At 41.6% G+C, this 23,419-nt stretch carries 16 protein-coding genes; 3 read left to right on the forward strand and 13 right to left on the reverse strand.

Going from position 1 to position 23,419, the window contains the following annotated elements; genetic code table 11:
* Both BBW65_RS06515 and BBW65_RS06520 read right to left on the reverse strand, forming a co-directional pair.
* Positions 1–1,170: an amidohydrolase family protein gene (locus tag BBW65_RS06515; RefSeq protein WP_066341260.1), complete on the reverse strand. Its 1,170-nt coding sequence runs from the start codon at positions 1,168–1,170 to the stop codon at positions 1–3.
* Positions 1,170–1,886: a cytochrome c biogenesis CcdA family protein gene (locus BBW65_RS06520; RefSeq protein ID WP_066341261.1), complete on the reverse strand. Its 717-nt coding sequence runs from the start codon at positions 1,884–1,886 to the stop codon at positions 1,170–1,172. Before BBW65_RS06520 ends, BBW65_RS06515 begins: the two co-directional genes overlap by 1 nt.
* A gap of 876 nt (positions 1,887–2,762) precedes the next feature.
* Between BBW65_RS06520 and BBW65_RS07910 the strand changes: the two genes are divergently transcribed.
* Positions 2,763–2,903 (forward strand): hypothetical protein, encoded by a 141-nt coding sequence (locus BBW65_RS07910; protein ID WP_199919415.1) that lies wholly within the window; start codon positions 2,763–2,765, stop codon positions 2,901–2,903.
* Between the two features lie 122 nt (positions 2,904–3,025).
* Here the strand turns inward: BBW65_RS07910 and BBW65_RS06530 are convergent, their stop codons facing one another.
* Both BBW65_RS06530 and BBW65_RS06535 read right to left on the reverse strand, forming a co-directional pair.
* Positions 3,026–6,823 carry an autotransporter outer membrane beta-barrel domain-containing protein gene (locus BBW65_RS06530; protein ID WP_066341263.1) on the reverse strand — a complete coding sequence of 1,266 codons (3,798 nt, stop codon included), beginning with the start codon at positions 6,821–6,823 and terminating at the stop codon, positions 3,026–3,028.
* 2 nt (positions 6,824–6,825) lie between these two features.
* Complete coding sequence (locus BBW65_RS06535) at positions 6,826–10,701, reverse strand: autotransporter outer membrane beta-barrel domain-containing protein (protein WP_066341265.1); 3,876 nt, start codon at positions 10,699–10,701, stop codon at positions 6,826–6,828.
* Between the two features lie 324 nt (positions 10,702–11,025).
* On the opposite strand from BBW65_RS06535, the gene BBW65_RS06540 reads away from it, so the two are divergent.
* Positions 11,026–12,471 (forward strand): DEAD/DEAH box helicase, encoded by a 1,446-nt coding sequence (locus BBW65_RS06540; protein ID WP_233702017.1) that lies wholly within the window; start codon positions 11,026–11,028, stop codon positions 12,469–12,471.
* Between the two features lie 108 nt (positions 12,472–12,579).
* Here the strand turns inward: BBW65_RS06540 and carA are convergent, their stop codons facing one another.
* The 4 genes from carA to BBW65_RS06560 form a co-directional block, all read right to left on the reverse strand.
* Positions 12,580–13,701: a glutamine-hydrolyzing carbamoyl-phosphate synthase small subunit gene (gene carA, locus BBW65_RS06545; RefSeq protein ID WP_066341274.1), complete on the reverse strand. Its 1,122-nt coding sequence runs from the start codon at positions 13,699–13,701 to the stop codon at positions 12,580–12,582.
* A complete protein-coding gene (locus BBW65_RS06550) occupies positions 13,701–14,252 on the reverse strand; it encodes a DUF507 family protein (protein ID WP_066341276.1) in 552 nt (183 codons plus the stop codon). The genes carA and BBW65_RS06550 overlap by 1 nt, the downstream gene beginning before the upstream one ends.
* A 62-nt stretch (positions 14,253–14,314) precedes the next feature.
* On the reverse strand, positions 14,315–16,342 hold the full coding sequence (locus BBW65_RS06555) for a penicillin-binding protein 1A (protein WP_066341277.1): 2,028 nt from the start codon (positions 16,340–16,342) through the stop codon (positions 14,315–14,317).
* Entirely contained in the window at positions 16,342–17,454 is a 1,113-nt protein-coding gene (locus BBW65_RS06560) for an aminotransferase class I/II-fold pyridoxal phosphate-dependent enzyme (RefSeq protein ID WP_066341278.1), read from the reverse strand. Before BBW65_RS06560 ends, BBW65_RS06555 begins: the two co-directional genes overlap by 1 nt.
* An 89-nt stretch (positions 17,455–17,543) precedes the next feature.
* Here BBW65_RS06560 and fur point away from each other — a divergent pair, with 89 nt between their 5' ends.
* A complete protein-coding gene (fur, locus tag BBW65_RS06565) occupies positions 17,544–17,996 on the forward strand; it encodes a ferric iron uptake transcriptional regulator (protein WP_066341279.1) in 453 nt (150 codons plus the stop codon).
* Here the strand turns inward: fur and pseI are convergent.
* The 5 genes from pseI to waaF form a co-directional block, all read right to left on the reverse strand.
* Complete coding sequence (gene pseI, locus BBW65_RS06570; RefSeq protein WP_066341280.1) at positions 17,991–19,010, reverse strand: pseudaminic acid synthase; 1,020 nt, start codon at positions 19,008–19,010, stop codon at positions 17,991–17,993. The two genes, fur and pseI, sit on opposite strands and share 6 nt — an antisense overlap.
* A gap of 3 nt (positions 19,011–19,013) precedes the next feature.
* The gene (locus tag BBW65_RS06575) at positions 19,014–20,231 is read right to left on the reverse strand and encodes a hypothetical protein (protein WP_066341282.1); all 1,218 of its coding nucleotides are present in this window, start codon (positions 20,229–20,231) and stop codon (positions 19,014–19,016) included.
* 81 nt (positions 20,232–20,312) lie between these two features.
* Positions 20,313–21,521 (reverse strand): DNA recombination protein RmuC, encoded by a 1,209-nt coding sequence (rmuC, locus tag BBW65_RS06580; protein WP_066341284.1) that lies wholly within the window; start codon positions 21,519–21,521, stop codon positions 20,313–20,315.
* Positions 21,515–22,312 (reverse strand): ferritin-like domain-containing protein, encoded by a 798-nt coding sequence (locus BBW65_RS06585; RefSeq protein WP_066341285.1) that lies wholly within the window; start codon positions 22,310–22,312, stop codon positions 21,515–21,517. Before BBW65_RS06585 ends, rmuC begins: the two co-directional genes overlap by 7 nt.
* Positions 22,313–22,406: 94 nt before the next feature.
* Entirely contained in the window at positions 22,407–23,393 is a 987-nt protein-coding gene (gene waaF, locus BBW65_RS06590; RefSeq protein WP_083986126.1) for a lipopolysaccharide heptosyltransferase II, read from the reverse strand.
* Positions 23,394–23,419 lie beyond the last annotated feature (26 nt).

A 23,419-nucleotide genomic window follows, 5' to 3' on the forward strand; every position in this document is an offset into this window, starting at 1 on the left:
CTAGAGCCTCATCAATCCATTGGTATTGGAAACATACGCTTGGATTGCCCCATAAAGTGTCTGATGTTTGTAGGGTCCTTGCTGATTGATTTGGATCTGTTGATTGAGATCCACCACGATAAGGTTGCTTTGTCTGCCTATGTTGATTTCTCCCATATTGAGATTGATAAGTTGGGCAGGGCGGTATGAGGTGATTTGGCTGAGTTTGGCAAGAGAGATACACTGGGTTTTGACAAGATGAGTGTAAGCAAGAGCAAAATAAAAACTCAAGCAATCAATCCCTGCAAGTGCGTCCTGAAACACTTGTTCTTTTTGATGAGGCAAAAACTCCGTGTGTCTAGATGTGAGGATGTCTATCTCATCGATGTGGGAACGGAAAAACTCTTGAGTTTGCTTCGTGCTAAGGGGAGGGGAGAGTTTGGTGTATGGATCATAAGTGCGGTATTGCTCTTCATTGCAAATCAGATGATGGATACTGATTTCTTTGATGAGGAATGGGTGGTTTTGGGTGATTTCCAAGATACGCTTTTCGTGGATGAGGTGCAAAAGTGTAGGGACTTGATAGAACAACGCCATCTCAGAGATCCTCACAAAATCAAGCGTTTGCATAATCGGGGCATTTGCAGACAATCCTAGCTCATAGCTTAGCGGACTAGCAGTCATCACCGCAGATAGATTGTCATCGTGGTGTGCAAGACAGGGGATTTGGAGCATTTGTGCGTATTGATACAAGCTTTGGAGCGTGTGTGAATCCAAAGAGCTATCAAAGCTTAATGCACGCCCACCTGATTTGTGGAGGATCGCGATGTTTTGGAGTTGATTGTCGATGATAGGTTGGATGTCATAAGGGAACAATACATTTTCACAAAGAGTGTTGAGAAACTCATAATGGTAGCAATCACTTTTGGGAGAGAGCAAAATCGCCCCGACACCCCCAGAAATCGCTTTGGCTTGTAGTTGTTGGAGGTGGCTTCGCGTATAGTTTTTGGGCTGTATGCACAGATCAACCATTGCAGGAAGGATGTGCAATCCCTCCGCATCCAGTGTCTCAACTCCTTGTTGTGAGATCGTAGGGGCGATTTGTGCGATGAGTCCCTCTCGGATCAGAATGTCTGCCTGTCTTTCTCCGCTAAAATCACAGAGTGTTCCATTTTTGATGATAAGATCCATTAGCCCTCCAAAAAAAATAATGGATTTGATACAGAACCTGTAGCGATGGCGATACCAATGAGAATGAGCAAAAGTCCTGAAATCATTTCGATAATTCTAAGATGTTTTGTGAGTTTTTTGATCCATTTTAGCCCCAATCCAACAAAGAGTGCCAAAAACACAAAAGGCAAAGCCAGTCCAAGGCAATAGACACAAATCAATGCGATCGAGAGCCCTTTTTGCGTCAAGGCAAGAGAGAAAATGCTCCCAAGGATTGGACCTGAGCAGGGTGTCCAGCCAAATGCGAAGCTCACTCCCAAAACAAATGGTGCCCAAAACGAGTTGTTTGTCTGCAGATTGATTTGTTTGGTTTTGTAGAGGAGATTGATCCGGAAAATGCCCAAAAAATGCAATCCAAAAAGGCAGATGATACCTCCGACGATGTAGCGTGTGATCGCGTGATCAAATAGGCTTTGAAACACACTCCCAAAAAGCACAATCATCAAAACCACCACCAAAGAAAACCCCAAAAGAAACAAACAGCAGTTAAACAAAATTTTGCTTGTGGCTATTTCTTGTTTTTGGCGTAGTGATTCGATAGAAACCCCAGAGATATAGGAGATATAGGCAGGAATGAGTGGCAGGATGCACGGACTCAAAAAAGTAAGAATACCTGCCAAAAAACTTGCCACAAAAGGGAAGTTGGCAAACAAAGAAAACAAAAAGCGTTCATCCATCAAGAAGCCCTCTAAGAGTGATTGTGATATTTGTGCAAAATTATAATCAAAACTTGATTTTATTTTGTGAAATTTTGTGGTAGTGGTTGTGTTTGGCGATCCTAGAATCTCTAGAAGTTTTCTTTTTGAATCTTGGTTTGGCAAAAGGGTGACTTTGGGGGCAATTCAAAGTTGATTTGAATCTTTTTTGGGTTTGGCTTGGGGAAGTTTGTTCTTTGGCAATTCTAGAATCTCTAAGGGTTTTCTTTTCAAGTTGGCTTGAGCAAAGCACCCTTTATACAATTCTAGAATCTCTTAGATTCTCTTTTTAAGTTACTTTGGCAAAAGCACGGCTTTTGGTTTCTCAAGCTTAGCTTAGAGTTTTTCTTAAGGGGGTCAAGGGGAACTTATAGCAAGCGTTCCCCTTATCCCCCTTAACAACCCCCATAACCCCAGCATTGCATTAGCAAGGCTCGTTCAAGATTACATTGACTTGGAATCTTTTTGGGTTCTACAAGGTTGGTTTGGTTAGCAGTTGTTTGTGCTTATATTGAAATAGTGAAGGTTGATGATTGATTAGGGTTTTTTAAGAGTTTGCAAAGAGATTCTTAAAATCAAAAACAAAACTTTTCACAAAGATTCTAAAGATTCTAAGAATTTAAAGAATCTAAACAAAAACAAGAATCTAGAATCTAGTTTCAAATCAATAAATCCAAAATCAAATCAAAAAATCACCAAACACAATAAAACAAAAACATTGCACTCTATCGTTGGGTTGTCACACAAAAAGCGGGCAGGGGTTTGGGGGATTTTAAGGGGGATAAGGGGGGAAAGCCTGTCAATAAACCCCCTTGTCCCCCTTATAGAAAAAGCAAAGCAAGTTTCAATGGCTAAGAAGTGTGCTTCTGCAAAACCAAACCCCAAAAAGAGAATCTAAGAGATTTTAGAATCAGCAAAGAGCATAGCCTCTCAAGCCAACTACAAAAAGAAGTCCTAGAGATTCTAGAATCACCAAATAGTGTGCTTCTACAAAAGTAATCTCAAGCAAAAGAAATCAGTTTGTTGAATCTTAAAGTTTTGTTTTTTTGATTTGTTTTGGATAAACCACGGCTTCCTAGCCCCTCAAACTTACTTTGCCCCCTTGAGTTTCCCCTCTCCCCCTACATATCCCCTTGCACTTTCAAAGGAGCTTTGTTTGTTTCTGTTTCTGTGGTTTTGTCTTTTTCTACTTGCTCTGCTCCTCTACCTTTTTCTACTTTCACCCCTCCCCCTTTCTCCCCAAACCCATATCTCACTCCTAGATTGATCTGATAGTCTGTCACTACTTTGCCTCCAAAACTTCTCTCAAAATCAAAGTAGATTCTAGTATTGTCTTTGACTTCAAGATTTGTCCCTACATTGATCACTCCTTTTGCAGAAGAAGTGAAAGGAGTGAGAACACTTTGAGTTCCTATACCTGTTCTAGAATTAATCTCTCCACCGATAAGATAATCATAAACAAAGTAAGTCCCTAGATAAAGCTTTGCTTGGAATCCTTTTTCTTTTGGAATATCAAATGTATATCCAACATCAGAACCTATCCTATTGCTTAGAGTGATGATGTTTTCTTGAGTGCTATTGAGTGTATAGATCCCATTCTTTTGATTGAGATTACCACGACTGAGGTATCCAAATGCCACTTCTGCTTGAGGAGTGATAAACCATTGCTGATCTCCTAGCAAGAAACGATAACCCACTTCCTCACTTAGAGTGAAAGCAGTGTTACTCATAGCACTTGCTGTCGCTCCTACTAGCTTCGCATCACTTGTGATATAGCTAAACTTGAGAATGCTATCACTATACAAACCATTGCTCCACCCATTGAGAGAAGAAGCACCATTTTGCACATAGGCATTATAGAGAGCAAACTCTATGGCATTGGAAGTCATAGAAGTGATCCCTCTATTAGTTCCATTGATTTCACTCACATTCTTTGCTTTTGTAGTAGAGTTGGCATAAGAGAGAGCAAACCCTATGTAGTTATTAGCTCCCTCAAAGCCTACAGCATAATCATAACCTGCTTGAATGGTTGTATAGATTGTTTGAGATTGGATACCAAAGTTTAAGCTTTGAGAACCATTAAACACTCTAGCCCATACTCCTTGAGCATTTGTAGTATCTCTTAGCTCTCCCATTCTTTTATTCAAAGAATTGAAATTAGCAAGATAAAGAGCATAAGTAGAACCCATAGCAGAAGCTGTGATGTCTTGGCTTGTTTGGGTGATGCCACCATAACCTAGAGGGGAGAGGAAGTAGGTGGTGTAGTTTGTAGTTTGAGCACCAGTAATCTTGCCATTTCCATCTGTGTTTTTCACTTCTTTGAGAGTGGTTTGTATCGTTTCAAAGCCGATGACTTCAGAGCCACCTTTGAAAGTGATACCTGTGTTATTTTTCACTATTGCCACTGCGATGTTGCCTGCTTCCTCTGTGCCTTTGCCCTCTGTGTATTTGATAGAGCCCCATTTGTGTGGCTTGGCTGTAACTTCTATGGTATGCACTCCTGCTTTGCCTGATTCTACTTTGATACGATCAGAATAGGCGTGAGTGTTATCTCTACCTGCCGAATCCACTCCCCCAAGTGTTGCGTCAGGTGCGTTGGGATCTGCGAAGACTCTGAAAAGCAAATTGTTTGCTTGAAGTCCTGTGCCACCTGTCCCACCAAAAGTTAAAAGATTGAATTTTGTCTCTGTTTCTATTTCTTTGAGACTTCCACTTCTCAAATCAATATGATTGTTTTCATCGCTAATAAGTTTTAGGATAGTGTTCTGTGTGCCTTTGTTGCCGATGATGAGTTTTGAATCATTAAGCGTTAGATTGCTTATTGTGCTAGCACCAGCAGTGCCTTCTGTGTTTTTTATAGTGAGTGTTGAGTTGGTAAGGGTTGCTTGATTCTCTCCATTGCTAGTTTCTGTAAATTTACCTTCTAGAGTAAGGGTGCTTGAAGTAAGAGTGAAAATGTTTTTGGCTTCACTGCCACTTGCAATAAAATCACCCTTAATACTTCCATTCCTTACTCCTTTGATTTTGAGGTTGATTGTTTCGCTAGCAGTTGCATTAATATTCCCTTCAATAATATTTATTCCACTTGCAATGCTTGCCTCTTTTAGATTGAGATAAATATTTGCTCTTTTGTTGATTGCATTGTTAGTGGTAGTGTTTTTTCCAATAATAGGGGCTGCAATCTCTCCTTTGGCTTTAAAAGAGATATTGTTGATTCCTCCACTTTCACTAGAAATCCCCTCTGTGATTTGAAGTTGCCCTTGCATTGCGTATGTATCAGAGAGAAAATCTCCTTTTGCGGAATCTCCTGTGGAATCCCCATTTAATTTATCGTTTGGAATGTTTTGTCCGATGAAGTTAATACCACCACCTTGTGCAAGCATTGTTTTGATAGTGGCATTGTTTGCATTGATAAGATTGGTGCTAGTAGAAACATTTCCGCTAATTCCAGATTCTATTTTGGTTGTGATTTTTAGATTTTGGATAAAAATTTTGTTGATACCGTGTTGTCCTGTTTGTATTGTGCCAACGGTGAGTGTGCCTGAGGCGATGTTGGCATTGGTGGGTGCTTCAGTGATATTTTCTCTCAAGTTTTTAGCTTCATTTCCATTGCTTGGAGTTAAGAATCCCTTGCCAATGAGATTGATTGCTGTCGCAGTTTTGCTGCCATTTTGCCCTGCTGTTGCAGTGATGTTGGTGATATTGAGAGTGTGGTTTTCTCCCCCCTCTAAGCTAAGGATATTATAACTTTTTGCCTCGCCCTTGCCGTATGTTGCTAAATTTTCAAGATGAAGTGTTGCTTCTTTTTGAAATTGAATGAGATTTCGTGATTCTCCTTTTTGATTTTGTAACGGATCTCCTGCTGTGATAGAGGTTTTGATTGTGCTACTTCCGATTTCTCCATTGCCTACAAAAAGGATTTTGTTGGTAGCGTTGGCATCTTTGGTCTTTTGGTCTGATATGGCGTGAATCTCTCCTTTGGGACTACCTCCTCCACTCTTTCCTATAATTTTACTATTTGAGCTGTTGAAGGTGATGTTGGTAGTTGTGCTTATAGGATTAGTAAGTGAAGTAATACCACTATTTCCATTTAATCCTTCAGTTTTGATATCTCCTGTAATCCCTCCATTTTCAAAAACAAAATTTTGTCCCCCTTCTACCATTTTGACTGCTAGATCTCCTATTAAACTGCCACTCTTAAATGTAAAATCTGTTTGAACTTTTGTAAATAGTGTATTGCCAGTATTTTGTCCTGTGATAGTGATACTCCCCTCCATATTTCCTGCAAAGGTTGCTTTAACTTCATCTTGATTGCTATTGCTTGCTTTGACTTCGATACCGCCTTTTAAGATTGTAGCTGTGTTGGAACCTTTTTTCCTTTGCAAATCCAAAATAGCTTTGCGAGGGGAGGTTGGTGTAGGGGGATTTGTCCCAAAATCTATAGTGATTGTGCCTCTGCCATCATTCATATCAAGCCATTGTCCATTATCAAGCACACCAAGGAGCTTAAGGGTTGTGTTGCTTGTGGCTAAATTGAAAATGTAATTAGGATCCTTTGTTTCCGAATTTGTTCCATTTTGAGTGAACTTGAAAGTTAAATTATTGATATTTTGAAGTGTCCCACTACCATATTTGGGTTTAAGAGCTGATGAATTGTCCGTGTTAAATTGTATCTGAGTGTATTTGTCTAATGCACTTTCGCTGCTTCCATAGCAAACTGCACTATCATTTGTAGGACAAGGATCTGCACTCGCTACACTCATACTTAATGCCAGTGCTAGTGAAGTGGCAATGAGGGGCTTGAAAGATCGGGTTAGATTTTTTGTGTTTGGATTCATAGAGAAACTCCTTGTGCTAGGTTTTGGTTGTGAGCGGGTTTCGCTCATTTTTGTGTGATTGATGTTTTGTTCAAATTTCATTTTCACTCCTTTGTTTGGTCGCTATCAAGCCCTTTTTTCACCCCTCTCCCTTTCTCCCCAAACCCATATCTCACTCCTAGATTGATCTGATAGTCTGTCACTACTTTGCCTCCAAAACTTCTCTCAAAATCAAAGTAGATTCTAGTGTTGTCTTTGACTTCAAGATTTGTCCCTACATTGATCACTCCTTTTGCAGAAGAAGTGAAAGGAGTAAGAACACTTTGAGTTCCTATACCTGTTCTAGAATTAATCTCTCCACCGATAAGATAATCATAAACAAAGTAAGTCCCTAGATAAAGCTTTGCTTGGAATCCTTTTTCTTTTGGAATATCAAATGTATATCCAACATCAGAACCTATCCTATTGCTTAGAGTGATGATGTTTTCTTGAGTGCTATTGAGTGTATAGATCCCATTCTTTTGATTGAGGTTACCACGACTGAGGTATCCAAATGCCACTTCTGCTTGAGGAGTGATAAACCATTGCTGATCTCCTAGCAAGAAACGATAACCCACTTCCTCACTTAGAGTGAAAGCAGTGTTACTCATAGCACTTGCTGTCGCTCCTACTAGCTTAGCATCACTTGTGATATAGCTAAATTTGAGAATGCTATCACTATACAAACCATTACTCCACCCATTGAGAGAAGAAGCACCATTTTGCACATAGGCATTATAGAGAGCAAACTCTATGGCATTGGAAGTCATAGAAGTGATCCCTCTATTAGTTCCATTGATTTCACTCACATTCTTTGCTTTTGTAGTAGAGTTGGCATAAGAGAGAGCAAACCCTATGTAGTTATTAGCTCCCTCAAAGCCTACAGCATAATCATAACCTGCTTGAATGGTTGTATAGATTGTTTGAGATTGGATACCAAAGTTTAAGCTTTGAGAACCATTAAACACTCTAGCCCATACTCCTTGAGCATTTGTAGTATCTCTTAGCTCTCCCATTCTTTTATTCAAAGAATTGAAATTAGCAAGATAAAGAGCATAAGTAGAACCCATAGCAGAAGCTGTGATGTCTTGACTTGTTTGGGTGATGCCACCATAATTCAAAGAAGAAACAAAATAAGTTTTGTAGTCTTTGGTTGAGGCTCCTACAATCTTGCCATTCACATCTGTTGGGATTCCCTCTGTGAGCGTGGTTTGTATCGTTTCAAATCCTATGACTTCAGATCCACCTACAAATGTAGCATTGACACCATTTTTGACTATTGCCACTGCGATGTTGCCTGCTTCCTCTGTGCCTTTGCCTTGTCTGTATTTGATCAGATTCCAGTTTTCTTTTTTTGCTGTGGCTTCTACATAATGTGTCATTTTGTGCAATGCGAGTTTTGCACCAGTTTCTACGACAATGCGATCGGAATAGGCTTTGGTGTTGCCTCTCTTTGCTGAATCATCTCCCCCAAGTGTTGCATTTGGTGCTTCAGGATCTACAAAGACTTTGAAAGTCAATCCATCTGCTAGAAGCCCTTTGGCAATGCTAGCGTCGTTTTTGTCTCCTATTGTGAGAAGGTTGAATTGCGTTTCTGATGCTAGATCCTCCACTCTGCCACTTCTAAAATCAATGCTATTTTTGCCATTGCCATTATTGAGCCTTTTGATTGCGTTTTTGGTGCCTTTGGTTTTTTCAGTTCCGATGATGACTTCCGAATCATTTAGGGTTAGCTCATTGATCGTGTTTGTATCACTCACACCTGCATTTTCAATTATGAGTTTTGAATTATGCAAGGTTAATTCGTTTCTTTCGGTATTTGTTGGGCTTTTGAAATAGCCTTTTAGTGCGAGGGTGCTTTCTATGAGAGTAAAATCATTTGTTCCTTGACCTGTTGCCTCTACATTGTCTGTGATTGTCAAATCTCCTGCTTGAAGCTCAAAATTATTGGTAGCTTTTGCTCCATTTGCGACAAATTTACCTCCAATCTTTCCATCTTTTGCTCCTTTGATTTTGAGATTGATGGTTTGATTAGCACCTGTTTTGATATTACCTTTGATGATGTTTTTTTCTAGATTCTGACTGGTTGGAATTATTTTTACTCCTTCCAGATTCAAATAAATATTGGCACTTCCGCTGATTGCCTCACCGGTAGTTTTGCTAATAATGGGATTTTGAATGTCGTGTTTGGCTTTGAAAGAGATATTATTGATTCCTCCATTTGTGCTAGAAATCCCTTCTGTGATTTTTAGTGTTCCTTGCATTGCGTATTTGTCGGTGAGAAAAGTGGTAGATGTGAATTCTGTATCTTTTAATTGGCTCTCTGTAATGTTTTGGGCGATGAAGTTTTTGCCACCAGCTTTTGTGTCTATTGTGGTAATTTCAGCATCATAGGTGTTAATAAGGTTGATTCCTCCAGCTGTGGTTTTGCCACTTTGTATCGTTGTAGCTTTTAGAGTTCGGATAAAAATTTTATTGATTCCATCCCCTATGGCTTCTATTGTGCCAACATTGAGTGTTCCTTCTGCAATATTGGCATTGGTGGGGTTGGCTATGGCTGTAGTGTTTTCTATCAAATCTTTGGCGTATTTTTCTTGAGGCTTATTTTTGTTTTGAGAATCAGATTCTATAAATGTTAAAAATCCCTTGCCGATGAGATTGACTGCTGTTGAATTATTGCCACTATCCACATTTGCTTGTGCAGTAATGTTTGTGATAGTGAGATTGTGCTTTGCCTCTCCCTCTAGACTCAAAACATTGCGACTATCAGATTTTCCTATAGCCTTTGTTTCTAAATTTTCAAGATTGAGTGTTGCTTCCTTTTTGAATAGGAGGAGATTTTGAGATTCAAATCGCTTAGCTGCTGCATTATTAGATCTTAAATTTCCACTTTTGATACTGATTTTTTGACTTACTTTTCCGATTTGTCCCTCGCCATCAAAAAGGATTCTATTATAAGCATTGTTTCCATTAGTGCCATCACCTTCGGCTACAATTTTTCCCTCCACGCTTCCAGTTGTTGTGATTGTATTTGTAGCGCCTTTGAAAGTGATATTGGTTTCTACTTTGACATTGCTAGGAGAACCTCCTCCTCCAATGATGTTTGCACCTTGAGTTTTAATTCCATCAATAATAATGCCATCGCCACTTTTTTTGATTTTTCCATCTTTTGGGTTAAGTTCAATTCCTCCATTTCCTTCAAAAATAAAATCTTGTCCTCCTTGTGCTCCTCCCACTTCTATATTTCCTTTGAGTGTTGCTCCATTAGAGAATGTGAATTCTGTATGAATGTTGGCGAAATCTGAAAATGTGCCATTAGAATTCTTTTTTTGTCCCCCGATAGTAATATTTCCCTCCATATTGCCTCCAAAAGTGGCTGTGAGTTTGTCTGTAGGAGAGGCACTGGCAATGACTTTGATATTACCTTTGAGGGCTGTATCGGTGCTTTTGCCTGTGAAATTAAGTATGGCGTTACGCGTAAAATTAGTCTGCACAGGGTTACCACTACCATCAACATCTTGCCCAAAATCAATTGTAATCACACCACTTCCATTATTCATTTGAAGCCCTTTTGCACCTACATTGGTGAGTTGAAAGACTGCATTATTGCCACCTAAAGAGAGGGTAAAATCATTTTGTTTTGATGCTTCTGGTGTTAGTGTTGGTGGTGTTGTTGAGCTATCGTTTGTAAATTTGAAAGTTAGATTGTTAATATCAACATTGGGTGTACCTTGTTTTTGAAGTTTTTTAAAGTCACTTGCATCTCCAAAAATGATTTGATCAAATTGCTTTAATGTTGTTCCGCTAGTCCCATAGCAGATTGCATCTTGGTTGTTGGGGCAAGTCCCTGCACTCGTCACGCTCATACTCAGGGCTAGAGCCAAAGAAGTGGCAATGAGAGGTTTGAAAGAGGGGTTGGATTTTTTGTTTTTTGGATTCATTGGGAAGACTCCTTTTGAGTGATTTTGTTAGATTATATAAAAAGTTAATGGAAAGTAACAAAGAAAACAATTTACAAAACAAAATATGAGTTTTTCAGTAATTTCTTTAGGAGCTTGGATGTTCAAAATGTGACAATTTCACTCATTTTCTTGTGTCATACACTCTATTTGGCGCTTCAAACCTTGCTTTTGGTCGAGCTTGATCTACAGGATGTGTTTGCAGATATTTCAAGCTTAGCTTGAAACCTTATAATAGGAGTTTGAGCAAATTGGTTATAATTGCAGCTTTTATTTTCAAAGATTTTCGGGGTTATTATGGAAGAAATGAATACAAAAAAGAATGTCAAAAAATCAGGATTTGAGGCTTTTGCCTTGAAACCACTTGTTTTGCGTGGAATCAAAGAAATGGGTTTCACGACACCTAGTCCTATCCAAGAACAGGCGATCCCATTGGCTTTGGAGGGGGAAGATGTCATCGCACAGGCTCAAACAGGGACAGGCAAAACAGCGGCGTTTGCGATACCTATCCTCAATCAGATCCAAAAAAGCGGTGAGATCGAGGCACTAGTCATCACACCGACAAGAGAACTTGCAATGCAGGTGAGCGATGAGATTTTCAAGCTAGGCAAGTTTTTGCGTGTCAAGACAATGTGCGTCTATGGGGGGCAATCCATCGGGCGTCAATGCGAATTGCTCAAAAACAAACCACAGGTTTTGGTCGCAACTCCCGGGAGACTGCTAGATCATCTCAAAAACGAGCGTATCCCCAACTTCACCCCCAAGATTGTGGTGCTTGATGAGGGCGATGAAATGCTGGATATGGGGTTTTTGGATGATGTTGAGGAGATATTTTCTTATTTGGCTTCCAATCGTCAAACTTTGCTTTTTTCTGCGACGATGCCCGCTCAAATCAAAAATTTGGCTCAAAGGATTCTCTATCAGCCACAGCATGTCAAAATCACTCCTGTGAATATCACCAACACCAACATCACGCAAAAATGCTATGTGGTCAATGAGGGGCATAGAGATGAGGCAATCGTGCGTTTGATTGATAGTCTCAACCCCCCCAAAAGTATCGTTTTTACCGCGACAAAGAGGGAGGCAGACACCCTTGCAGAGCATTTGAAAAAATGCAAACATCGCGTAAGTGCTTTGCACGGCGATATGGAGCAAAGGCAAAGGATGACAACGATTAGGGCGTTTCGTGAGGGGAAAATCAATCTATTGGTTGCGACTGATGTGGCAGCGCGTGGGCTAGACATCAGCGATGTGTCCCATGTGTTTAACTACCATATCCCATTCAATCCCGAAAGCTATGTGCATCGTATCGGCAGAACGGGTCGTGCGGGAAAAACAGGCGTGGCGATCACTTTGATCACGCCCCTTGAGTTCAAAGAGTTGAAAAAGATACAAGATGAAGTGAAGCAGTCTCTGGAGCTAGAGGAGCTTCCTGTGCAAGAGGAGAGCCACAACAAAATCGTGCAAAAAATACTCCACACCAAAATCAATGACAAAGCTGTGGATATTTACAATGAACTGATGGACAAAATCGATGAGCCCAATGCGATACTCAAAATCCTCTCTTTGATGTGTGAGAATGACAGGCAATCGCGTCTTGGACCAAGTCAAGCAGAGATTGCGGCATTGCAAAACAAAAACACAGAGAGACGCAATGGCAAACAAGAGAGAGGCGGTGGCTTGAGAGATAGACACTCCTCGCGTGCTCCTCGCAGTCGCTCATCAAGAGGTGGCTACAGAGGACGCCGTTGAGGCAGTGTCTGATAGAGGTGCTTAAGCGATCAAAGGGGGAGATACTTCAAAAATAAGGATCAAATAGAGGGGGGGGTGCAAAGGTGGGAAAGTAAGCTTGGGTGGGGCTTAGAGCATTTCTGCAAACGCTCTAAATAATTCTTTGGAATCACAAGGACCCGGACTTGATTCTGGATGGTATTGGACAGAAAAAATCGGTGCATTTTTGTAACGCACTCCCTCAATCGTGCCATCAAAAAGGTTGATATGTGTAGCATCTGCCACTTCCAACAACTTCTCCGTGACAGAATAATTGTGATTTTGGGCTGTGATCTCTACGCGTCCTGTTTGGAGGTTTTTGACTGGGTGGTTGCCTCCGTGGTGTCCGAATTTCAGCTTTTCTGTGGGGTAGCCGTGAGCGATTGATAAGAGCTGGTGTCCCAAACAAATCCCAAAGATTGGGATTTTGGCTGTAATGAGTTTCTTGATCTCTGCGATTTCTTGGGTCAAAACCATCGGATCTCCCGGTCCATTTGATAGGAAAACCCCGTGGATTTTGCCTGATTGATAGTCTTGGATGAGAGTGTCTGCGTCAAAATGATGGGGTATTACGATCGTTTGTAAGCCCACTTCGGTGAGTTCATTGAGGATGTTGTCTTTGGCACCAAAATCAATCGCCACGACACACTTGCGTGTCTGCGGTGTCGAATAATCCATTTGTGCGAAGTCAAATCTACCTTTGGCGTGTGCTTTTTGCGTCGGCGTGGAAACTGCAGGGATATAGTTGTGCTCCTCGATACTTTTGGATCGCTCAAGGATTGCTTGAAGCTCTTGTTGGCTTGATATTTCTGTAGAAACGATCGCCATCATCGCCCCGCAATCACGCAATGTCGCTGTCAAGCCTCGCGTATCCACATCGCAAATCCCCATGATGTTTTGCTCGATGAGAAAGTCCTGCAAACTCTGTGTGGCACGGAAGTTTGAGAAAAGTTTGGGGTTGTAATGACGGATAAAAATCCCTTGAGCGTGGCTCACCTCTCTCTCACAATCTTGCGGATTGGTGCCTACGATCCCAATCTCTGGCATTGTGAATGTGATGAATTGCCCTGCATAGCTTGGGTCTGTGATGACTTCTTGATAGCCACTCATTGAAGTGTTGAAAACGACTTCAGCCACCCTTGTGCCATCGACCCCAAAGCTTGTCGCTTGAATGAATAAACCATTTTTGAGGTAGATGTAAGCGGGTTTCATTATAGATAGCCTTTTTTGCGTAATTCTTCTTCGTAGAGTTTGTTGAAAACAAGTTCGTATTCATCGCTCCCTGCGACAAGTTTGCGTTTGTAGTTTTTGAGCTTTTCAAATACGATGTTTTCAGCTTCTTCGTAAATTTTGGCATAAGAATCAATGGCTTTGAAAATGAGGTTTTTGATGACATTGTCTGATAGAGAAAAAGTGATGAGCTTTTGGTGGATGAGTTGCTGGAGGATTTCGTGTGAAAGTTTGCTGTATCTGTCATCCCAATTGATCGGGAAGTTGGCTTCCTCGGCGATTTGTTTTTTGATGAGCCAAAAAAGTTGGCGTTCATCTGCGCGCATAAACTCGATTTCTTCTAGGTTTTGGTCTAGCAAGACACGGGCTTTTTCATCGATACTCATTTCTTCTTTGATGTTTTTTTCCAACACCCCAAAAACGACTTTTTGAATCTGCTCAATGGGAGATTTTTGTTCTATCACTTGGGAGTTGAAAATGTCAAGTGCTACTTTGTTTGCGACATAGGGTGCGTGCTGTAATTTGATTCTCATTGTCAAGCCTTAATTTTTTGGTTTATTTTAGCTTTTTTTAGGTTAAATTGTTATGAAGTGGGCTAAAAAATAAGCTTTTGTTGGATGTCATCTAGTTTGTTTTGATCTGATGAGTTTGAGATATTTGTGTAGAGATAAGTTTCTCCACCTATGTTTTTTTTGAAAACCCCTTTTGGGATGTCAAAGGTTTTTTTGATTCCCGGTTGGATTTTGAGGAGATTTCTGAAAAAATAAGCAAAAGCTGATGGGGCGACAACGCCTCCGCTCTCGTATTTGCCGATGGGCGTGTTGTCATCGCGTCCATACCATACAATCACTTGGATTGTCGGAGAAAACCCGCAAAACCACGCATCGATGTTGTTGTTGCTTGTCCCTGTTTTACCTGCAAGCTCGATTGTTTTGACTTTTGCCCCCCTGCCTGTGCCATTTTTGACAACATCTTGCAAAATGTCAATCGTGAGATAGGCTTGTTGTGGGTCTGTGATGATTTCTTTTTGTGTTTGGAAAAATGTCGTGTTGCCATTGAAGTTTGTGAGGCTCTCAATCAGTGAGGGTCGCACAAGTGTCCCATAGTTGGAAAAAATCGAATACTCCTGTGCTGCTTGTGTGAGGGTGAGGCTTAGGCTCCCAAGGGCGATTGTCATATCTTTGGGAATGTTGGTAAATCCAAAAAACTCAAACTCATCATAGACTTTGTCAAACCCTAGAATCTCCACGAGATTGATGGTTGGCAGATTGAGCGATTTGCTTAGGGCGTTTTTGAGTGTGACGACACCACTGAAGCTTTTGTTGAAATTTTTGGGTCGCCAATACTCGTATTCGTCTTTTTCTAGACTCTCTGCGTCGCGTCGCTCGTTTTGGTTGCGTGAGTGTTGATCAAAGGTTTTGTTGAAACTTCTGGCGACATCTGGGATTTTGCTTGCAGGGGCGTAACCATTGTCAAAGGCGATTTGATAGATAAATGGTTTGATAGAGCTTCCAAATTGCCTTTTGGCTTGTGTCGCACGATTGAAAGAGCTTTTGGCATAATCAACTCCTCCCACCAAAGCTAGGATTTTGCCTGTTTTGCTCTCTGTGACAATCATCGCCCCATTGAGTGAGTCTTCTGTTTGGGATTCTGATTGTTGGGGTTGTGAGAGCTTCTTTTTGCGTGCATTGATGCGTGCTATGGTGTTTTCATAGCCGACAAGCACGGCTTCTTGTGCGATTTTCTGATAATCCAAATCGATATTGAGCTTGATAGTATAGCCACCTGTGCGAATGTCTGAAATGTAGGAGAGTTGGCGTAAAGTTTCATCAACGACATAGGGGGCTTTGTTTTGGGTGAGTGTTTGGAGATAGACTTGTGGAATCTCTGCAATCGCTTCAAGATAATCTTCTTCTGAAATCCAGCCTAGTGTTTTCATTCTGTCTAAGATGTTGTTGGCACGCCCAAGAGAAAAATCCAAATTACGCGTAGGGTCATAGAAGCTCGGAGCGCGTGGAAGTCCGACGATGATAGCGATTTCTTTGAGGGTGAGATCTTGGAGTTGTTTTTTGAAATATCCTTGTGCGGCTGCTTTGACTCCATAGTATCCATGTCCGAAAAATGTTTCATTGAGATAGCGTTCTAGTATCTCTTCTTTGCTTAGTTTCTGCTCAACGCGAAAGGAGAGAATAGCTTCTGTGAGTTTGCGATCGAGTGTTTTATCGCGACTGAGGGCGACATTTTTGACAAGTTGTTGGGTGAGTGTGCTTCCCCCCTCGACATATTTACCTGCGATGAGGTTTTTCACCATCGCACGCAAAATCGCATCAAAATTGATGCCATTGTGTTCGAAAAATAGCGTATCTTCCACTGCAAGTAGGGCTTCAATCATCTTGGAGGGGATCTCATCAAATCGTGCATAAAACCGCAATTCTTTGTCGAAGATGTTGGCGATCAAGCGATTTTTGCGATCAAAGATTTGCGTAGCCAACTCTGGGCGATAATTGACAATCATATCTAGTTTCTCTGTGATGACAAAATACACACGCACGATATAAGCACTAGCGATAAACATCAAAATAATAAAAAAAATCAAAAAAAATCTTTTTGATTTGTGCAACATCAGAAGCCTTCGTTTGTTTGGATTTGTTGCAATATTTTACATAATTTTTGTGTATCTTCTAGGGTATTCTTGATCCCGAGTGTGATACGCAGTTTGGGGGTTTGTGTCGTGGGTTTGCGAATCGCCCCTATGCAAAAGCCTTGAGTTTGGAGGGATTTGGCAACTTCTAGCATACGCTCTTGCCGCTGGAAAGAAATAGGGAGGATCTGGCTTTGGAGATGATGTCCCAAAAGCTTTTGGGTGAGGGTGGTGGTGGCTTGAAGTTGAGCGGAGAGGGCGGGGGTGTTGGATTGCACATATTTGAGGTTTTCCAAAGCAAGGGCTGTGTCAAACAGACTCAAAGCCGTCGTATAGATAGAGCTTTTGGCGCGCGTGAATAAAAACTTGATGATAGGATCACTTGCTAGGACATACGCCCCATAGCTCCCATAGGATTTGCCAAGCGTCCCCATTTTGATTGTGTGGTTTGTGATAGGCAAAGAGTGAAAATCAAAATATCCTTTGAGATGTGTGCCGATCGTGCCACTGCTATGTGCTTCATCGACGATAAAAATCGCCCCCCAATCTTGAGCGATTTGTGCAAACTCTGCTTTGGCGATGTCCCCATCCATCGAATATACACCCTCTATCGCAATCAAAATCCTGCCGTTTTGCCGTTTGTGGCTTTTGAGTTTTGTGTCCAAATCTTTTGGATCGTTGTGCTTGAAAAACACTGCACGATCCCCCAAAAACCTAGTGACAAAACGCCCACTTGCGTGATAAAGCTCATCTACAAATAGCGTATCGTTTTTACGCACAAGCGTATCAAAAAGTGCAAGATTGGCAAGAAACCCACTCCCAAAAAGCAGACAAGATTCAAACCCAAAATAAGCACACAAAAACTCTTCTAACTCTTGATGAATCAGGTGGTAGCCATTGATTGCATTGGAGGCTCTTGGTGCGTGATGAGGGGTGGAGAGTAGCTTCTGATAGGCTTGTGTGAGGCTTTGTTTGTTGCTTGACAATCCCAAATAGTCATTGGAAGCAAAATCAAGTAGTGCAGAATCTTGTAGCGTTTTTTCTCTTAGGAGGTTGGTGTGCCTGAGTGCTTGTAATTCTTTAGAATACGGCATTTGTGTCCTTGCTTTGAGGTAATAATTGCAATATTATAAAAACTTAGTATAAAATCATAGGAACAAAAATCAAAAAGAGGGCTTGACAAATGGAAATGCGGATCGAGACTTTGGAGTCTATGCTCCAAAGATTGCAACAATGTGTAAAGGATAATGGGCTTAAAAAATCCAAACAAAGAGAGCAGATTTTGGCAGTGTTATACAAAACCGGCACACACCTTAGCCCCGAAGAAATCGCCCAACAGATCAAAATCGCCAACAAAAGCACCTCTATTTCTTCTGTCTATCGTCTTTTGAGTTTTTTGGAGCAAGAAAACTTCATCAGCGGACTCAAAACTGATAAGGGGGGCAAACGCTATGAGATCGCCTCCAAAGAACACCACGATCATTTGATTTGTCTAGAATGTGGGGCGATTATTGAGTTTGTCAATCCTGAGATTGAGAGATTGCAGATTGAGGTGGCAAAGAAGCACAATGCCAAACTCATCAGCCACGATATGAGGCTCTTCATCAAATGTAGTGAGTGTGTCGGGAAGCTATAACTCCACATCTTGCGGGTGGAGTGGATCTCCGTATTCTAGATCTCTTGTCGCTTTTTTGCCTAAGATTTGTTTGAAAAACTTTGGGTGCAGTCCGACATTTGGACGCTTGATCGTGATGTGGTTGGGGGTGAAAACCTCTCCTTTTGCGATAGGTTTTTGGACAAAAAGGCTACGAGCAAAAACTCTGTTGGGGTTTTGCTCTGTGTTGGAATATGCACGATCCCCAAGGGCGATTGAGGTTTGCCTCACCCAAGTGATCATCTCTCCAAACTCAGAGGCATCTAGACTGAATTGAGAATCAGGGGTTTGCAACTGGTGGTGCAAAACAAAATGCTTCTCAATCATCGTTGCCCCAAGACTTGTGGCAATCACTGGAGCCAAAAAGCCTTTGGTGTGATCGCTCAAGCCATATTTGACTCCCCATTTTTCCCCAAAAGTTTGCATACTAGAGAGATGTGCCTCTTGGAGTGGAGTGGGGTAGGCTGAAGTGCATTTGAGCAAAGTAATGTCGTGGTTGTCGGCTTGTCGGCAAACCTCAATCGCCTCTGTGATCTCCTCATCGGTTGCAATGCCTGTTGAGAGGATGATGGGTTTGTGGGTTTGGGCGATGAGGGAGATAAGCTCAAGGTCGACCATCTCAAAACTTGCGACTTTATACATTGGGCAATCAAGGGATTCCAAAAGCTCTAGTGCCTTTGGGCTAAAAGGTGAGCTAAAAATCGGAAAATCTAGCTTCTTTGCATAGGCAAACAGCTCTGCGTGCCATTCTAGTGGCGTATAGGCTTGTTGGTAGAGCGCGTGTAGGTATTGCCCTTCCCATAGTCCTTGTTGGATTTTGAAATGCTCTTTGTGAGAATTAAGCGTGAGGCAGTCTGGGGTGTAAGTCTGTATTTTGACCCCATCAGCTCCGATCTCTTTGGCTTTGCTAATGCTTTGCAAGGCTATATCCAAATCTTGATTGTGATTGGCACTAAGCTCTGCGATGATGAGTGGAGAGTGGGGGCAAGGTTTCATAGCTTAGAAACGATAAGCGATCTCTGCGTTAAACCCATTGACATCAGGGCTTCCCACATACTCGACAGAAAGTCCCAAGTCACGCATAAACATAAACTGTGCCCCTGCGACAAAATTGACAGGGAATTTCTGAATCTCCACAGAATATCCCTCCACCAATCCGCCTGTGATTTGGCTCAAATCGCTCCCTTTGGTTTCGCCAAAAAGCTCGATGCGTTGCACTCCGACATGCGTGGTGAATATGCCATGGTAGCTATAGCCAATGCGTGGGGCGAGATACATAAAAGGCTTTTCGACAAATTTTGCGATATTGTTTTTGAGATCATCAAGACGCACATAGCCTCCTGAAACCATAAATGATGCAAAAAATCCTTTGTAACCCACCATCAGATTGGTCCCACCCATCAGGAGATAGCCATCAAGATCATTGCTAAGTGTGCCAACGGGAAAGGTGATAGAAGTGAGCTTTCCTAGTGGTTTTTTGAGAGGGATGGTGGCATTGCCCACATTGGTGCTTTGTTGGACATTGAGATATGCTCCGGTGAAAAATAGATTCATAAAAGGAAAGAGGAATACATCTGTTTTGATCCCTACTGCTCCTGTTTTGGTGTGGATCTTGCCTTCAGAGAGTTGCCAATCTGTCGCCTCTCCAGCACCAAGAGTGTTGTTGATTGTGTTTTGTAAAAGTTTAAGTGTTGCCAAATCGCCTTTAGCAATATTATTAACAAGAGCAATCGCGGGTATTCGTATATAAAGTGGCAGATTGGAGTTTTTGATAGCTTGTATAATTTTTTGCTTGTCTCCAGCAATCGAGGGTTGCAATCCACGAACAAGTGCCCCACCGATGTCTTTGCCAATCGTTCCCCTAAACTTTGTAATCGTGTAGCGTTCATCCGTGAAGCTTCCAATGACAGAGACTCCGATTGGATTGGGCAATGTGCCCGGCTCGATATTGAGCAGTGTCTGCAAAAAAGGTAGATAATGAGCGGTTTTGGGGATAGGGGTGTCAATGAGGAATTTGCTCTCTTCTACCGGCACGGTCTCGCGTGGGACAGCATTTTGCCTCTCTTTTTCTTTCATCCTCTCTATGAAGCTTTGTTTGGGTTTGTCCTCCATTGTGGTGGTTCCTAGAGTTTGGAGAGTCTCAGAGGGATTGGTCATCTCCTCTTGTGCGACCAAAAATCCAAGACACAAAATGTAAGTCAAAATCGTTTTGTTCAAAATACACTCCTTAGTTTCATCAATGTAATAAAAAGTTAATTATAGCCAATAAGATATTTTTTAGCAAAATGCCAATTTGATTTAAAACTGGATAGATTTTTTGCTTTTTGCTCCAAGTTCTTTGAGGGATTCAAACCTTGAGGCGAGATTGCCACTCCCACTTGAGAGCTTTTTGTCCAATTCTGCGCTGGTGTTTTGGATCTGCCCTATTTGTTTTTTGAGTTTTTCAAACTCCTCTAGAACGCCGACAAATTTGTCATAAAATTTCCCAATCTCCTCAAAAGCCTTTTGGGCATTTTCATTGCGTTTGATGTCAATCCAAGTGATTTGTATGGTTTTGAGTGCCATAAAGAGAGTGTGGGGCGTTGTGAGATATATTTTTTTCTCATACGCATAGGCATAAAGGCTAGGATCTAAACTCAAAGCAAGATCTAAGATATTTTGATAAGGAATGAAAAGCAAAACAAAATCATAAGTGTATTGTCCGTCATTGTAGGGCTTTTTGCTAAGTTCATCGATTCTGGATTTGAGATTGGCTAAAAGGCTAGAGCAAACCTCCGCATCAATCTCCTCAAAATCAAAATGCGTAGGCAGGGAAAATTTGGCATCAATGATGATTTGCTTCTCTTTGTCTAGATAAATCACGGCATCAGGAATATATTTTTTGTCTTCCACCTGCATTCCTTGCTGGAGTTTGTATTGCTCCCCTTCGATTAGACCGCTATTTTGCAACACCGATTTGAGTTGGATTTCTCCAAAATTTCCACGCACTTTTTTGTCTCCTTTGAGAATCTTGGCGAGTTGATTGGCGTTTTGCTCGACGCTTTGGGAGTATTTGAACATTGATTCGATTTGGGTTTTGATCGCACTCTCATTGCGGATAAGCCCTTCAGAATAGATTTTGATTTGTTCTTTGATGGGGACAAAAATCTCATTGAGAAGCTTTTTGCTATCTTGATTGATGAGATTTTGATTTTGGGCTAGGAGTGCAGTGTTTTGTTCTTTGTAATGTTTGCTTAGCTCTTCTTTGAGATGTTTGAGATTGTCTTGATATTGGGATTGGAGGGTTTGGATGTGTTCTAAGTGGAATTGCTGAATCTGTGCTTTTTCATTGGCAAAATTTTCTTTTGTATCTTGCAGGGCTTGAGTTTTTTGTTGGATTTGTGATTGCAACGCCCTCTCTCGCTCTTGTGCAAGTTGGCTAGTGTGTTTGCTCTGCAAATAAAAACGCAAACTAACAAAAGACAAAAGGCAAGTGAGTGTGGCAAAAATGATGAGTAGGGTTAGCATATTGACTCCTTGTGGAAATTTTGTAGTGCTTCTAGCTCCTCTTGAGAAAAGCCACATCGCAATCGTGCCTCTTGATTGAGGATTTTGGGTGGTGGGTAGTGGTGCTGTCTGAGAATCTCGACAAAACTTCTAGAATCATTGGAATATTTCCACCAAATATCGCCCTTTTGGACATGGGAGATCTCATCATTGAGGATGATGTGCAAAGTTTCTAGGATTTTGGGACTGAGTGGGTGTAGGCTAGAGAGGACTTTTTGGCAGACGAAGGGGTTGGCATCCAATCCCCCTGCCTCAAGACCGCGATGCACGACTGCCATACGATCGGCAAAAAGTGGAGTGTGCTTCATCGCATCAAAAAGATGAGTATGCACTGGGAAATCCCCATAGGTGTAGCCTAGTGCCTCTAGGTGCTGATTGAGGAGGGTGAAATGCCGTTTCTCCTCGTTTGCGACTTCAAGCCAATGCTCATAATAAGTGCGTGGCAAATGTCTGAAACGATAACTCGCATCTAGTGCCAAATCAAAGGCAGAATACTCGATATGGGCAATGGAATGCAAAAATCTTGCCATTGATTGATCGGATTTGAGTTGTTTGTCGCGAGAGATTTTGGTCGGATGTAGGATTTTGCAAATGTTCGCATAAATGGGCTCTTGGATTGGCGTGATTTGCCATTGTGCTGTGTGGGCAAGGGGTTGGTGTTTGAAATCTTGATACCCCTGCTCAAAAAGTCCAAAGCGTGTCGGAATATCGCTTGTTTGCAAAATCGTTTCGAGCCATTCAAAGAGATTCATTGCTAATCTTTCAATCTTGAGCGATAAATCAATAGCCCGATAGCAACGACTGCAAAAAAAAGTGTTTCATAAAGAAAAGAATCCATTTTGCCTCTCACCTCTTGAGTAAGATGTCAATGCTGTTTAGCACTTCATCAGGAGTGATGAGCTTCATACATTGGTGATGTTTGAGGGGGCATTGGCGTTTTTTGCAGGGGGCACAGGGGAGGTGCTTGTTGAGCAAAATTTGAGGATATTGGGAATTGTAGGGTGAGGTTTCTGTCGCATCTGTGGGACCAAAGATAGCAAGAAGTGGGATACCAAGTGCTGAAGCAATGTGCATAGGACCACTATCATTGGTGACAAACAAATCAAGAGAGGCGATATTGTCGATGAGCTGGGAGATGTTGGTTTGGTTGGTGAGGTTGTGGAAAAGTTGGGTTGGTGCAAGTGATTGGATGGCTTGAGTGATACGCATGTTGGATTCTGATTCCTCACTTCCACCATAGAGGAAAACCTCATATTTGCGATTGAGCAAAATCGCGATCAATTCGATGAAGTATTCTTCGCACCATCGTTTCGCACTTCCGTATTTTGCTCCTGCGTTGATTCCTATGCGTATGTTTGTGTTATGAGGGATTGGAAAGTTTGGGAGCTTGAGGGGTGTGTCCTCTGGGATAGAGAGGTTGAGTGCGGTGAGGAGGTGTAGATATTGTTGGACTTGGTGGAGTTGCTTTTGGGGTTTGAGTGCGTGTGTGAGGAGAGGGGATCTTAGGTTGCCTCTGTAGCCTATGCGTATGTTAGATCGTGTCAAAAAAAGCAAAAGTGCAGAGGGGAGATTGTTTTGCAATGTGATGGCTATATCGTGTTTGCCGATGGTTTTTGCTAGTTGCAAAGTGGCTAAGAATCGGTTTTTGGCAAGTTTGGTTTCATCGTGGTAAAGATTATGGATAAAAGTGTGGCGTTTGAAAAGCTCTATCCCTACTTTTGAGCCGACAAGACTGATTTGTGCTTGAGGGTAGTGCTGTGCTAGGAGTTCGATTGTGGGTGTGCTCATCACAGCATCACCAAGCCAAGTTGGAAGTCGGAGTAGTATTTTCATTTTTAATCTTTGCGATTGAGTTGGTT

The sequence above is a fragment of the Helicobacter enhydrae genome, from assembly GCF_001693335.1.
Lineage (GTDB): Bacteria > Campylobacterota > Campylobacteria > Campylobacterales > Helicobacteraceae > Helicobacter_G > Helicobacter_G enhydrae.

Coding starts and splice junctions, on each gene's coding strand:
- BBW65_RS06555 (WP_066341277.1), bottom strand. CDS start 16,342: ATGTTGCACAAATCAAAAAGATTTTTTTTGATTTTTTTTATTATTTTG.
- waaF (WP_083986126.1), bottom strand. CDS start 23,393: ATGAAAATACTACTCCGACTTCCAACTTGGCTTGGTGATGCTGTGATG.
- BBW65_RS06550 (WP_066341276.1), bottom strand. CDS start 14,252: ATGAGAATCAAATTACAGCACGCACCCTATGTCGCAAACAAAGTAGCA.
- BBW65_RS06520 (WP_066341261.1), bottom strand. CDS start 1,886: ATGGATGAACGCTTTTTGTTTTCTTTGTTTGCCAACTTCCCTTTTGTG.
- BBW65_RS06540 (WP_233702017.1), top strand. CDS start 11,026: ATGAATACAAAAAAGAATGTCAAAAAATCAGGATTTGAGGCTTTTGCC.
- carA (WP_066341274.1), bottom strand. CDS start 13,701: ATGAAACCCGCTTACATCTACCTCAAAAATGGTTTATTCATTCAAGCG.
- BBW65_RS06515 (WP_066341260.1), bottom strand. CDS start 1,170: ATGGATCTTATCATCAAAAATGGAACACTCTGTGATTTTAGCGGAGAA.
- BBW65_RS06560 (WP_066341278.1), bottom strand. CDS start 17,454: ATGCCGTATTCTAAAGAATTACAAGCACTCAGGCACACCAACCTCCTA.
- pseI (WP_066341280.1), bottom strand. CDS start 19,010: ATGAAACCTTGCCCCCACTCTCCACTCATCATCGCAGAGCTTAGTGCC.
- fur (WP_066341279.1), top strand. CDS start 17,544: ATGGAAATGCGGATCGAGACTTTGGAGTCTATGCTCCAAAGATTGCAA.
- BBW65_RS06530 (WP_066341263.1), bottom strand. CDS start 6,823: ATGAAATTTGAACAAAACATCAATCACACAAAAATGAGCGAAACCCGC.
- BBW65_RS06585 (WP_066341285.1), bottom strand. CDS start 22,312: ATGAATCTCTTTGAATGGCTCGAAACGATTTTGCAAACAAGCGATATT.
- BBW65_RS06535 (WP_066341265.1), bottom strand. CDS start 10,701: ATGAATCCAAAAAACAAAAAATCCAACCCCTCTTTCAAACCTCTCATT.
- rmuC (WP_066341284.1), bottom strand. CDS start 21,521: ATGCTAACCCTACTCATCATTTTTGCCACACTCACTTGCCTTTTGTCT.